Annotated in this window: 12 protein-coding genes; 7 read left to right on the forward strand and 5 right to left on the reverse strand. The window is 42.5% G+C overall.

The window, feature by feature from the left end:
• Positions 1–4: 4 nt before the first annotated feature.
• The 5 genes from pstC to phoU are packed head-to-tail and all read left to right on the forward strand — an operon-like array spanning position 5 to position 4,128.
• Positions 5–928 carry a phosphate ABC transporter permease subunit PstC gene (gene pstC / locus AC6UD8_RS04465; protein ID WP_500694045.1) on the forward strand — a complete coding sequence of 308 codons (924 nt, stop codon included), beginning with the start codon at positions 5–7 and terminating at the stop codon, positions 926–928.
• Between the two features lie 2 nt (positions 929–930).
• Positions 931–1,833 carry a phosphate ABC transporter permease PstA gene (gene pstA, locus AC6UD8_RS04470; RefSeq protein ID WP_500699664.1) on the forward strand — a complete coding sequence of 301 codons (903 nt, stop codon included), beginning with the start codon at positions 931–933 and terminating at the stop codon, positions 1,831–1,833.
• Positions 1,834–1,836: 3 nt separating this feature from the next.
• On the forward strand, positions 1,837–2,637 hold the full coding sequence (pstB, locus tag AC6UD8_RS04475) for a phosphate ABC transporter ATP-binding protein PstB (RefSeq protein ID WP_500694046.1): 801 nt from the start codon (positions 1,837–1,839) through the stop codon (positions 2,635–2,637).
• Positions 2,638–2,647: 10 nt separating this feature from the next.
• On the forward strand, positions 2,648–3,421 hold the full coding sequence (gene pstB, locus AC6UD8_RS04480; RefSeq protein WP_500699612.1) for a phosphate ABC transporter ATP-binding protein PstB: 774 nt from the start codon (positions 2,648–2,650) through the stop codon (positions 3,419–3,421).
• Positions 3,422–3,432: 11 nt separating this feature from the next.
• Entirely contained in the window at positions 3,433–4,128 is a 696-nt protein-coding gene (gene phoU, locus AC6UD8_RS04485) for a phosphate signaling complex protein PhoU (protein ID WP_500694048.1), read from the forward strand.
• Positions 4,129–4,172: 44 nt separating this feature from the next.
• Here phoU and AC6UD8_RS04490 read toward each other — a convergent pair whose 3' ends face one another.
• Positions 4,173–4,889 (reverse strand): gamma-glutamyl-gamma-aminobutyrate hydrolase family protein, encoded by a 717-nt coding sequence (locus AC6UD8_RS04490; protein ID WP_500699611.1) that lies wholly within the window; start codon positions 4,887–4,889, stop codon positions 4,173–4,175.
• Between the two features lie 140 nt (positions 4,890–5,029).
• Complete coding sequence (locus AC6UD8_RS04495) at positions 5,030–6,976, reverse strand: ABC transporter ATP-binding protein/permease (protein ID WP_500699610.1); 1,947 nt, start codon at positions 6,974–6,976, stop codon at positions 5,030–5,032.
• Positions 6,977–7,380: 404 nt separating this feature from the next.
• Here AC6UD8_RS04495 and AC6UD8_RS04500 point away from each other — a divergent pair, with 404 nt between their 5' ends.
• Positions 7,381–8,394, forward strand: a complete 1,014-nt coding sequence (locus AC6UD8_RS04500; RefSeq protein WP_500699663.1) for a zinc-dependent alcohol dehydrogenase family protein — start codon at positions 7,381–7,383, stop codon at positions 8,392–8,394.
• A 31-nt stretch (positions 8,395–8,425) separates the two neighbouring features.
• A complete protein-coding gene (locus AC6UD8_RS04505) occupies positions 8,426–9,238 on the forward strand; it encodes a DUF6198 family protein (protein WP_500695811.1) in 813 nt (270 codons plus the stop codon).
• Positions 9,239–9,289: 51 nt separating this feature from the next.
• Here the strand turns inward: AC6UD8_RS04505 and spxB are convergent, their stop codons facing one another.
• The 3 genes from spxB to AC6UD8_RS04520 form a co-directional block, all read right to left on the reverse strand.
• Positions 9,290–11,035: a pyruvate oxidase gene (gene spxB, locus AC6UD8_RS04510; protein ID WP_500696958.1), complete on the reverse strand. Its 1,746-nt coding sequence runs from the start codon at positions 11,033–11,035 to the stop codon at positions 9,290–9,292.
• Between the two features lie 117 nt (positions 11,036–11,152).
• Complete coding sequence (locus tag AC6UD8_RS04515) at positions 11,153–11,920, reverse strand: ABC transporter permease (RefSeq protein ID WP_500694054.1); 768 nt, start codon at positions 11,918–11,920, stop codon at positions 11,153–11,155.
• Positions 11,913–12,569, reverse strand: coding sequence for an ABC transporter ATP-binding protein (locus AC6UD8_RS04520; protein ID WP_500694055.1), 657 nt, complete (start codon positions 12,567–12,569; stop codon positions 11,913–11,915). The genes AC6UD8_RS04515 and AC6UD8_RS04520 overlap by 8 nt, the downstream gene beginning before the upstream one ends.
• Between the last annotated feature and the right edge of the window lie 87 nt (positions 12,570–12,656).

The raw sequence follows: 12,656 nt of genomic DNA on the forward strand, positions 1-12,656 counted from the left end.
TTATATGAATGACATTAAAGAAAAATTACTGAAACCATCAAAAGAAACTCATCAAGATAAAGTTGGTCATTTTATCAGTCTCATATGTATCGGCCTGATCGGCATCCTCGTCATTACCATCCTCTTCTTCATCACCACCAAGGGACTGGCGACCTTTACTTCCGATCACGTCAGTATCATCGATTTCTTCACTAAGGGGGACTGGAATCCCAGTCAAACGGGACCAAATGGGAAACCAGAAGTTGGGGCACTTCCAATGATCGTCACGTCATTTGCGGTCACCCTACTATCCGCTATTCTTGCCACCCCATTTGCGATTGCCATGGCCCTATTCATGACCGAAATCGCTCCCAAACGAGGGCAAAAGATTCTGCAACCAGTAATCGAATTACTCGTTGGAATTCCATCCGTTGTTTATGGTTTCATCGGCCTAATGGTCTTGATTCCCATCGTTAGAACGGTGTTTGGAGGGACCGGTTCTGGAATTTTACCAGCTACCATCGTTTTGTTCGTCATGGTTCTTCCGACCATCACCTCAATGTCAGTCGATGCTTTAAAGGCCGTTCCACGAGACTACCGGAGTGCTGCTCTTTCACTTGGAGCCACTAAATGGCAAATGATGTACAAAGTGGTCTTACGGGCTGCCACTCCGGGAATCCTTACCGCGATGATCTTCGGAATGGCGCGCGCCTTTGGTGAAGCACTAGCCGTTCAAATGGTCATTGGAAATGCAGTCCTCATGCCAACCAGCTTGACAAGTCCAACTGCAACTTTAACCAGTCAACTGACGACTCAAATGGGTAATACCATCATGGGTACGTTACCTAACAACGCCTTGTGGACACTGGCCTTAGTTTTACTAGTAATGTCACTAGTATTCAACGTCATCGTAAAACTAATTGGAAAGAGGAGTGCATTTAAAAAATGAAAATAAATGCCAAAAAAATTAATAAGTTCGCCATTGGGACCATCTGGGCCTTAGTCTTAGTCGTAGTTCTGATCTTAATCTTCCTACTCGGTTACATCCTCATTACCGGTCTACCCGATATCTCGTGGAAGTTTTTAACCACCACGTCCAGTTCGATCAGTGCCGGCGGTGGAATTAGAGATCAGCTCTTTAATTCCGTCTACCTGCTAATACTGACGATCATCATCTCGCTGCCAATCAGTCTTGGGGCCGGAATTTACCTGGCAGAGTACGCCAAGGACAACTGGCTCACAACGCTCGTTAAAACGGCCATTGAGGTTCTAAGTTCATTGCCTTCCATTGTCGTTGGTCTGTTTGGATACTTGGTGCTAGTAATCAAGTTTCAACTTGACTACTCCATTCTGTCAGGAGCGATTGCTTTAACCATCTTCAACCTGCCACTCCTTACCAGAAGTGTCGAAGATTCCATCGAAGAGGTGCCAAAGTTACAAAGAGAAGCCGGGTTATCGCTTGGACTCTCCAAGTTTAAAACCATTACTGGAGTTGTGCTACCCCTCGCGATCCCGGGTATCATCACCGGTGTCATCCTTAGTTCTGGTCGAATCTTTGGAGAAGCCGCCGCCTTGATTTATACTGCTGGTCAAAGTGCCCCAATCGTAAGTTACACCAACTGGAATCCTTTCAATCCCAGCAGTTTCTTAAATCCCATGCGTCCAGCTGAGACCCTTGCAGTTCATATCTGGAAACTAAATACCGAGGGAATTGTTCCAGACGCACACGTTGTTTCAAGCGGCGCTTCAGCGGTTCTTATCATTGTTATCTTAGTCTTTAACCTGTCGTCTCGGTTCTTAGGTAACTGGGCTTACCGCAAGATGACTGGGACTTCTAGAAAAAAGCGAGGTTAAAACATGGCTCAACAAAATTACGATTTAGACCACCATCAAATTATTACACCACCAGGAGAAATGGCCCTTGAGACCGAGGACGTGAACGTCTTCTACGGTAAAAAGCAAGCTACCTTTGATGCTTCACTGGCGTTTTCAAGGTTCAAGATCACCGCCCTCATTGGAGCCTCGGGATCTGGTAAATCAACCTTCCTTCGCTGTCTCAATCGAATGAATGATGGTGTGGCAAACGTTACCGGTAGAATCATGTACAGAGACGTAGACATTAACCAAAAAAAATTAAACGTCTACGTCCTTCGGAAAAACATTGGCATGGTCTTTCAACACCCCAACCCCTTTGCCAAAACCATTCGTGAGAACATTAAATTTGCGCTTAGAAAACATGGCGTAAAAGATCCACAGGAACTTGATCAACGAGTAGAACAAAGTTTAAAAGCCGCTGCACTATGGGACGAAGTCAAAGACAAGCTGGATACAAGCGCCCTTGAATTATCTGGTGGACAGGCTCAAAGGCTCTGTATCGCTCGTTCAATCGCCATGCAACCTGACATCTTGTTGTTAGACGAACCAGCGAGTGCTCTTGATCCCATTTCAACCTCTAAGATTGAAGAAACGCTTCTAGAGTTAAAGAAAAAATATACGATTATCATCGTGACCCATAACATGCAACAAGCTGCCAGAGTCAGTGACTATACCGCCTTCTTCCATCTTGGACACGTCATGGAGTACGCTAAAACAGCTGACATTTTCACCAGACCACAGGTCAAAGCCACTGAGGATTACATTTCCGGCAACTTCGGTTAAGGAGAAGTAAATGACAACTAAAACGGAACCAAAAGAGATTATCAAAACTGAAAACGTCAATTTGTACTATGGAAAGCGAAAAGCGTTGCACGACATTAATTTAAACTTCAAACAAAATGAGATTACCGCCCTAATTGGACCATCTGGATGCGGAAAGTCGACATACCTCCGTTGTTTAAACCGAATGAATGATCTTATTCCAAACATTACCATCACGGGAAGCTTCACGCTCAATGGTCACAATATTTATGGTCCAAAAGAAGACATCGTGGAACTCCGAAAAGAAGTCGGAATGGTTTTCCAGCAACCCAATCCCTTCCCCTTTTCCGTGTACGATAATGTCACCTTTGGCTTAAAATTAGCTGGCGTTAAGGATAAGCAATTATTGGACGAACGCGTTGAAGAATCTCTAAAGCAGGCGGCTATCTGGGATGAAGTTAAGGACAAACTTCATAAAAGTGCGCTTTCATTTTCTGGAGGACAACAACAACGAATCTGCATTGCTAGACTCTTGGCCATTCAACCAGACGTGATTTTACTGGATGAACCAACGAGCGCGCTCGACCCTATTTCGAGTCAGATGATTGAGGACACCCTCCTAAACATCAGGGACAAGTATACGATCATCATCGTGACTCATAACATGTCGCAAGCTTCTCGAATCTCAGACAAAACGGCGTTCATGCTGAACGGTCGACTAGTGGAAGTAGGCAAAACCAAAAAAATGTTTATGAATCCTGATAAGCAAGAAACAAGTGACTATCTCAACGGAAAATTTGGATAAGGAGAATGACTATGGGAGCATTATTTGATGATGAATTAAAGAAACTTAAAGGACACTTCATGGAAATGGGATTTGACAGTAGTGAACAAATCTATCAAGCCACCAAATCTTTCATTGATCATGATAAGGACCTCGCACGCAAAATCATTGCGGAAGACCCCAAGATTAACAACGAAGAAATGGATTTAGAGAAACAGTCCTTACAACTGATCGCACTCCAGCAACCCGTTGCCAGTGATTTTCGTCAAATTATCAGCATCCTAAAGGCCAGTACCGACATTGAACGAATCGGCGATCACGCCAATACGATTGCCAGAGAAACCATTAACGCCAAGGGCCATGAACGAATCCCGGCGGTCGAAAAAGTCATCAGTGAAATGACTGAACAAGTCCGTTCAATGTTAGAACAGGTACTAGAGGCCTTCTTTGAGGGCAATGCCTCGGAAGCCAAGAAAATTGCTGACCAGGATGAATCAATTGACAAGTATTACCATTCCACCAGAAAGTTAGTAACTGAATCCCTGAAAAAGAACAGTAAGACGGCGCAAGCGGCCCTAAGCTACTTAATGGTCATCCGATTGCTCGAACGGATTGGTGACCACGTCGTGAACCTCGCCGAATGGTTAGTTTACAATCAAACCGGCAAGATGGTCGAACTAAGTCACAGCACCAATCACGATGAAGAATACTTTGAAAACAACAAGTAACAAAGAAACCACCCTGATATTTCTATCAAGGTGGTTTTCGCTATTTATTGATTACTGGTTCGCTCAAAGAAGTCCAAAAACAACTGTTCCTCTTTTGGATCGTTTTGCCACAATAATTCTGGGTGCCACTGGATTCCCATGATACTAGCATCTTCATTTTCAACCGCTTCGATGACGCCATCGGGAGATTTGGCCGTGACGGTCAAACTCTCTCCGACCTTTTTTAGGGCCTGATGATGAATTGAGTTCACAACGGGAAGATTGCCAACGGAACGGACCAACTGGCTTTTGGCTTTCACTTGCACCTCATGAAAATTATGCTTTGGATCGTCGTGTTTCACGTGTTGAACGTTAGACTTGGGTAAATCAGTGGCAATGTCTTGATAAAGACTACCACCAAAAGCTACGTTTAAGACTTGAAGCCCCCGACAGATTCCTAAAAGTGGTTTTCTCCGGCGCACCATTTCTTTAATCAGTCCCATTTCCCACTCATCATGGGGTCGATAGTGCGCATCGTCTGGTTCGACTGATTTTTCGTGGAATAATTCCGGTTGAACATCTTGACCACCAGGAATAATTAAGCCGTCAACTAAGTCAACGTATTCGGAAATCATATCAAGCTCAGCCATGGGAATAATAACAGGCAGAATGCCGTGTTTTTGCAGTAAATCAATAAAAACTTGAGCAGTATAATTGGCGTAATCAAGGTTATAGTTAGGCGTCTTAATCCGGTTAACGTTTGCCGCAATTCCAATTCTCAAAATGAACCCCTCCATTACAATTTAGTAATTCCTAATGAATAAGAGCCATCCCGAATTAACGGGATAGCTCTTATTTGGTTTAAAAGTTAGTTTGGTCCAACTTCCCTATAATTGCAATAGCTTAATTAATTTTTTAATCTTTATTCGGAACTCAGACTCACAATTGGATCTAACTTAGCGGCCTTGGCTGCTGGAGCAAGTGCTGCTAGTAAACAAATAATAACAAAGACTAGCGCCCCAATAATGGCATTGGCCGGTGAAATTTGAACAATTGCGTACTTAATCGCTCCACTTGAAATTGTATCCGCTCCCCATTCGACCAGGTAAGCGATGATAACCGCAAAAATGGACGAGAAGACTCCCAGAATAAAGGCCTCGGAGAAGAATAGGTTTCGAATGTTGCCCTTGGTAAAACCGAGTGCCCTTAGAATCCCAATCTCCTTGGTTCGTTCGGCAACACTAATGTAGAGCACCACGATGATCATAATTGCTGACACAAGGAGCGAGATTGCCGCAATTCCTGCTAGAACCCAAACAGCGACGTTAATGTAAGTGTTCAGTGTTGATACAATCGCCCCCGCTCCAGTAATTTGGTACTTAGCTTGTTGATTGGGCCCCTTCAACGCCTTAATCTTATCTTGAACCGGCTGAACGTTGGGAACTCCACCAGCAATGTTCACCGCGGCAAAGTTCGGTTCGTACTTCATTGTAGCCCCACTAAACATTGACTTCATTGTGTTGGAACTAACAAGTGCCATTGGGTTCACGTCACTAGTCACCCCACTCACAGTAACCTCTTTTGATAGGACATGGGGCTGCCCGTTGTCATCGGGGGCATTCGCAAACAACTTAATTTTTTGGCCCGTCATGTCGTACGGCTTCTTCTTATTAAAGCTTTGGGCCGTCTTCTTATTAATCAACACCTGATTATCTTTAGTGGGAACCGTTCCGGATTTAATGTTCTTTTTTAAGACCGCTCCCTGATAGTACGTTTGAATGTACTGAACGGAAGCGGTTTTATCGGCCGCTTTAAACTGACCGCCAGCTAAAAACTTACCCAACGTTGAACTTTTGACGTTCTTTAGGTCCTGCAACTGTTGGTTATCTTGGTTGGTCAGAAGTTCATTTTTAGGATTTTGTTCCTCTCCTTGTTTCTGTTTTCGACTAACCTGAATGGTAGTGGGATTAACCTCTGAATAAATTTCATGATTAATGTATCCCTTGACCCCATTGCCGAGACCTAACATGAAAATGACCGAAAAGATGCCGATGGCCGCCCCAAAAATAATTAACAGGTTGCGCTTCAGGTTATAACGAAAGTGTTCAAAGGCCATCGTAAAGATGGAAGCAAGTTTGGCCGGACGCGCCTGAAAGTCCGCCTGCGTTTTATTAACCGGGTAAATGGGTTTTAAAATCCTATCTTCATCAATCTTCCCGTTGGCTAAATGAACGATTCTCGTTCCATAATTGGCAACCACCTGAGAATGGGTGACGGCAATTACCAGTTTTCCGTCTTCGGCAATTTCGTTCATTAGTTCCAAGATGTCATCGGTATTTTGAGCGTCCAAGGCACCAGTTGGCTCATCAGCAATGATGATATCTGGGTCAGAAGCAAGTGCTCGAGCAATTGAAACCCGCTGCATTTGTCCACCTGAGAGTTGATTGGGGTACTTGTTACGGTGGTCATACAAACCAACCTTTTTTAAAAGCTCAGTGGCCCGTGCTTCTTGTTGTTTATGCGTTAAAGTTGTCATTTCTAAAGAGACCATCACGTTCTCTTTAATGGTCAGATGATTCACAAGGTTAAAGTTTTGAAAGATAAAACCAATTGTGTTGCGCCGATACTCATCAAGTTGTTTACTGGTATCTTTTTTTAACGATTTCCCGTCAATTAAAACGTCACCGGAATAATCACTGTCTAGTCCAGCGATAATATTCATAAGGGTCGTCTTTCCACCACCAGATTCTCCCAGGATGGAAACAAATTCCCCACGATCGAAGTTGAGACTGATCCCGTTTAAAACATGAAAATCCTGATTATCCACATAATAGGACTTTTTGATGTTTCTTAGTTCTAAATAAGCCATTTGGTTCTCTCCTTCTTTTTTAGTAGTGTCCATTTTAAACCAATTTAACCAAAAGTAAATTTTAACCTGAAAGTAAGACTGGCCTTAACGGAAAATTAAAAAAATAATTTTGTGAAATATTTTCGTAATTTTTTCATAACAATAATTAAAATTAATTGCTTAATTCCCACTCTAATGCCGTTATCTATTTCACTTATCAAATTTCTTCTTTGTTCAATTTTTATTGGATCTATTTCAGAAGCTGGAATGCTCTTGCAAACAGTTTTCAAACGGTTTACATTATTACTTGGAAACAAATCTGATATTCTTGAAAGAAATCTTTCCATTTTTTTCGATCAGTTATGTTCAGATTGTAACGATATTAATTCATCAACTTTTCGAAAGGAAGTTATCTTATGTCAAAAATGAAAGCTTTAGTTATGACAGCTAAGCAACACATGGAGATTGAAGACAGAGATGTCCCAACCCCTAAGGACGACGAAGTCTTAGTTGAAACTGCCTACGCTGGTATCTGTGGTACCGACCACGCCTTATACAATGGTCTCCCAGGTTCAGCTGATGCTACTCCTCCAATCGTGTTAGGTCACGAAAACTCTGGAGTTGTTTCCGCAGTTGGAAAGAACGTTAAGGACTTCAAGAAGGGTGACCGTGTTGTTGTTGACCCTAACATTTACTGTGACAAATGTTTCTACTGTCACACTGGCCGCTATGAATTGTGTGAAAACCTATCGGCCGTTGGTGTAACTAGAGATGGTGGTCTTGAAGACTACTTCACCGCCCCAGAAAAGGTTGTTTACCACATTCCTGATGAACTATCACTTCAAACTGCATGCTCAATGGAACCACTTTCATGTGCCGTTCACACGATGAAGATCACCGAAAACATTACCCCTTACCAACACGCTTTAATCATTGGTGATGGATACATGGCTAAGTTGTTTGCTCAACTACTTAGAATCTACGGAATCCAGAACATTGACATGACTGGTAGACATGATGAAAACCTTGCTTGGGAAAAGAAAGAACTTAGCTTAAACAAGGTTATCAACACGACTAAGGAAAAAATCACTGACAAGTACGACATGGTAATCGAATGTGTTGGAAAGCCTGAAACCCAAGAACAAGCTGTTGAAGCAACTAATCCTGGCGCTCAAGTTATGATGTTTGGTGTTGGTGCACCAGGTCAAACATTTAACATGAACACTTACGAAATCTTCAAGAAGCAATTAACCATCAAAGGTTCAATGATTAACCCCCACAGTTTCGAAGATTCAATTGCTTTACTTTCAGATGGTTCCGTTAAGGTTACACCTTTCCAACACAACATCCTTACTTTAGAACAAGTACCTGGTGTATTAGCTGGTACTGACAAGGTTCAAGGCAAGTCAATTGTTAAAGTTAATGGTAATCTTAAATAATTGAACCAAAATCTGATCGTGGAGGGAAACTATGGCGAAGAAAACCGCTAATAGAAAAGCCAAACGTACCATTTCCATGACAGCTTCAATTATGTTCTTTATCCTTTCATTAATAATTAACTCTGCTGGAAATGTTTTGACTCTAGTAACAACTGCTAAGATTCATCCATCTTTTCTAGGTTCAGCTTACTGGACCGCAGCCGAAACCAACCTTGGAAATGCATTTCACTGGAACTTATTCTGGGCATTTCTAATCTTGGGAGTTGCCATTACCATTTTGAATGCCTTTTTAGTCGGTCACTGGGATTGGGGACGTGCCATTGGAAACGTCATCTTCATGGTTCCGTTCTCAGCACTCATCCAGGTCTTTGATGACTTCTTCATGGATGGTTCACTTCCAGTAATTGGAAAAGTATCATTTTTTGCTGGATTCCCTGAAGCCAAGGGTTGGATGATGGTCGCTTTCTATGTCCTCTTAAATTTCTTCGGGGTAGCATTGATTGCAACCGCCATCTCAATCTACCAACGAGTCAACTTAGTCTTGCATCCCGCTGATGATTTGATGCAGATCCTGCGATTTAAGTACTTCAATGGTGCTGCTGGGAAAGCCATGTGGGCTTCCTACATCCCACCAACTGTCATGGCAGTGGTTGCCTTTGCAATTACTCGTCAATTTACTAACTTAGGAGTTGGAACGATCTTTGCGTTCCTATTCCAAGGTGGAATCACTGGACTTGCTGATAAATACATCTTCCCTCACCTAAAGCATCAAGCGTTAGATGTTGGTGATGAATCAACGGTTGCCGTTGATATTGACGAAGACGAAAAGACAAAGAAAAAATAAGCAAAAGAAATAACCGATCTCAACCGAGATCGGTTATTTTTATTTAAACCACTATTTCAAACTTTTTAAAATCTCGCTCAATGCTGGTTGACCATAAACGTTATAACGTTTCTTGTACGCATCAATCGTTTTTTGGTCAAAGTTCTCTGGGTCAAGTGGGACAAAACTAGTATCAATTGGGTCAAACGCTTTAATCTTAGCGTCAATCACAATCGGCTTCGTGTTACCTTCAGCCTGCATTCGGTCAATCTCAACCATGACACTATCAAGTTCATCTTGACCTGAAACTTTAAAGCCATGAGCACCCATGCCTTCAGCAACCTGGGCAAAATCCGCTTGATAGAGGTCAACACCATAATCACTAATGCCAGATTGAACGTCTTCGTGTTCAATGTAACCAAAGCGTTCGTTTGACAAAACGACATTGATAATCGGCAAGTTGTACTTGGCCTGCGTAATCACATCCTGCATGACCATTGCGAATCCCCCATCACCTGAAATCGACCAAACTTGACGATCAGGATATGAGAGTTTAGCAGCAATGGAAGCTGGTAGACCAAAGCCCATTGTTCCAAACCACGGTGACATGGCAAACTGCTGCTGCTGATTAAAGGGAAGTTGACGAATGGAATGCATGGTGTTGTTTCCAACGTCAAGTCCATAAACCGCATTCGACTTAGAATGGTCAGCGATTGCTTTCAAAACAGTCTCAGCTCTAAGACCCTCGTCGTAGTCAGTCGCAATGCTATCAAGCCATTTTAACCAATTCTCGCGATCAATTCGAGCGGCTTTTAAGAAATCACTCTTAGGAAGCTTTACATCTGAATCAATTAACATTTCTAAGAATTCCTTGGCATCACCGTGAATCGTGAGGTTGGCCTGATACTGACGACCCAAATCAGCCAGATTGTTATTAACTTGAATGATTTTTTTATCTTTAGGCATGAAGCGAGCAAACGGAAAGTCGTTTCCCAGCATAATAATCAGATCGGCAGCCTGCGAAACTTCAAATCCGGGTTTCGTTCCCAGTCTACCACGAGCACCCATGTAACTCAGATTGTCGTTTGGCATAATCCCAGTTGCAGGAGCCGTGGACAAGACTGGCATGCTAAACTGATCGGAAACTTTCACGATCTCATCTCGGGCACCCTTAGCACCTCTTCCGTACCAAAGAACCGGATGTTTGGCTTTCTTAATCATCTTAATGGCTTCATCAACGTCAGCTTGTTTAGGGTGAACCGTTTTAATGCTACTTGAAACGTTGGCTGTCTTAGTTGGTTCATAGTCAATCTCAGTTCCAAGTAAATCATTCGGTAAGATGACGACTGCTGGCCCCTTCTTTTGATAGGCCGTCCTGATGGCTTCATCAATAATCTTTGGTATCTGATCGGCAGTTGACGCCTGGCGGTTGTAAACCGAAACGTCAGCAAACATTGGCAGTTCATCCATTTCCTGAAAGAACCGCGTGTTCATCATTGGTTGGGGAACTTGTCCAACGAGGGCTAGCATTGGCGTATTGTCTTCCTTCGCGTCGTATAAACCATTAAACATGTGAGTCGCACCAGGACCAGCCGAACCAAAGGCGACCCCAATCTTACCGGTATACTTATGGTCAGCGGAAGCGGCCAAAGAACCGACCTCTTCATGTCTAACCTGAATATATTTAATGTTCTTTTTTTCCTCATCTAGCGCATTCAATAAGTTATTCAAAGAGCCAGCTGTGATGCCATACAAATGGTCGACATCCCAACTCTCAAGCACTTTCACCAGTGCTCTACTTGCTGTCATTTTACTCATAGAATCCCTCTTTTCGTTTTTCCAATTTAACTGTTGACCCAATTGAATTATAAACCACTCCATCAATTTATCCTATCAGAAGCAATAAAAAAGACTCCTAATCAGAGCCTTTACTTATTAATTCATATTTCTAAGCTGGTCATTTTTAGTGTAAAAACTATGATAACCCATGTAACATGCGATGATTGAACTAACGGCCGTAATCCCAAGCAACATGAAAGTTACCATGATCTGGTACTTAATGGCCTTAACCGGATCAACACCAGCAAAGATTAAACCAGCCATCATCCCGGGTAAACTAACCAGTCCAACGGTCATCGCAGTATCAATCGTGGGCTGCATCCCGGTCTTAATGCTGTCACGCACAATGTCAGAACAGGATGTCTTCACGTCGGCTCCCAGAGCTAATTTTTCAATAATCTGCTGTCTCCGGTCTTTAAACATGGAATTCATACTTCGATAACAAAGTCCCAAGGCAACCATTGAGTTACTGGCAACCATTCCGGTAATTGGTACCACTTGAGACGGGATAAATTTAATTGCTCCCGCAAAGACTAATACCGCAAGTACGACAATCGTGCTACTTCCTAACGCAATGATGGAAATGGGCAATGCGTGTTCCATACCGTCACTACGTCCTTTGGCGTTATAAGCGGCGTTAAACAAAATAATTAAGATTAAAATCAGGGTTAAAAAAACGTTATTGATCCGAAAAACGAATCGTAAAACGTACCCAACTATAAATAACTGAACCACACAACGGATGGTGGCAATGATAATTGACTTATCAATGCCCAACTTTTCTTTCCATCCGACAAATAACGCGATTAAGACCAGGAGTCCAGTTAATGCGAGCGCTTGATTTGAAACAATTAAATTAGGCATCTTTATCTCCTTTAACTAGTCGTCCGTTAACAATTGTGACTAACTCGGTGGCATGGTCAATCTCACCTTGATCATGAGTAATCATGATGACCGTGGTGTGATCTTTTTGATTAATGTAGTTAATCATCTTGTGCACACTTTCCTTGGTGTTCTCATCAAGGCCAGTGGTAACCTCATCTAAAATAAGCACATCAGGCACAAACATGATGTTGCGAATTAATGCGACCCGTTGGCGTTCCCCACCAGAAAGATTATCGACCGTCCGATCCAAATCACCATCACCTAGATCGACGGTTTGAAGTGCTTTTAACGCATGTTCTTTATCAAACGGTTTATTTCGAATCTGATATGGGAACTCAAGATTATCCTTGACCGTATTGCCAAACAAGGTGGGTTGCTGAACGGCGTATGATACTTTTCTCCGATACTCAATTGGATTTAAATCAGCGACGTTTTGGCCTTCAAAAATTACTTCACCAGAACTGGGAGTCAAAAGATCCGCCAAAAGTCTCACAAAAGTTGTCTTCCCACTCCCTGATGGACCAGTGATCGTAACGATCTCTCCGGCATCAACGCTCCAGCTGATATCCTTGATAATCTCACGTCCATCAGCGTCGTAGCATAGGTTTTTAGTTTCTAGTACTGCCATTTTGATACCTCTCTTTTCTTTTTAACAAATTAACAGTATGATTATACAACACTTTTGTATCATATATGAGTCTGCTATAATGACGTA

Source organism: Fructilactobacillus sp. X1R3C1 (genome assembly GCF_059901545.1).

Bases quoted from the DNA above. Each gene is read 5' to 3' on its own strand.
- spxB (WP_500696958.1), bottom strand. From the start codon at position 11,035: ATGAGTAAAATGACAGCAAGTAGAGCACTGGTGAAAGTGCTTGAGAGT.
- AC6UD8_RS04500 (WP_500699663.1), top strand. From the start codon at position 7,381: ATGAAAGCTTTAGTTATGACAGCTAAGCAACACATGGAGATTGAAGAC.
- phoU (WP_500694048.1), top strand. From the start codon at position 3,433: ATGGGAGCATTATTTGATGATGAATTAAAGAAACTTAAAGGACACTTC.
- pstB (WP_500699612.1), top strand. From the start codon at position 2,648: ATGACAACTAAAACGGAACCAAAAGAGATTATCAAAACTGAAAACGTC.
- AC6UD8_RS04520 (WP_500694055.1), bottom strand. From the start codon at position 12,569: ATGGCAGTACTAGAAACTAAAAACCTATGCTACGACGCTGATGGACGT.
- AC6UD8_RS04495 (WP_500699610.1), bottom strand. From the start codon at position 6,976: ATGGCTTATTTAGAACTAAGAAACATCAAAAAGTCCTATTATGTGGAT.
- AC6UD8_RS04505 (WP_500695811.1), top strand. From the start codon at position 8,426: ATGGCGAAGAAAACCGCTAATAGAAAAGCCAAACGTACCATTTCCATG.
- AC6UD8_RS04515 (WP_500694054.1), bottom strand. From the start codon at position 11,920: ATGCCTAATTTAATTGTTTCAAATCAAGCGCTCGCATTAACTGGACTC.
- pstB (WP_500694046.1), top strand. From the start codon at position 1,837: ATGGCTCAACAAAATTACGATTTAGACCACCATCAAATTATTACACCA.
- pstC (WP_500694045.1), top strand. From the start codon at position 5: ATGAATGACATTAAAGAAAAATTACTGAAACCATCAAAAGAAACTCAT.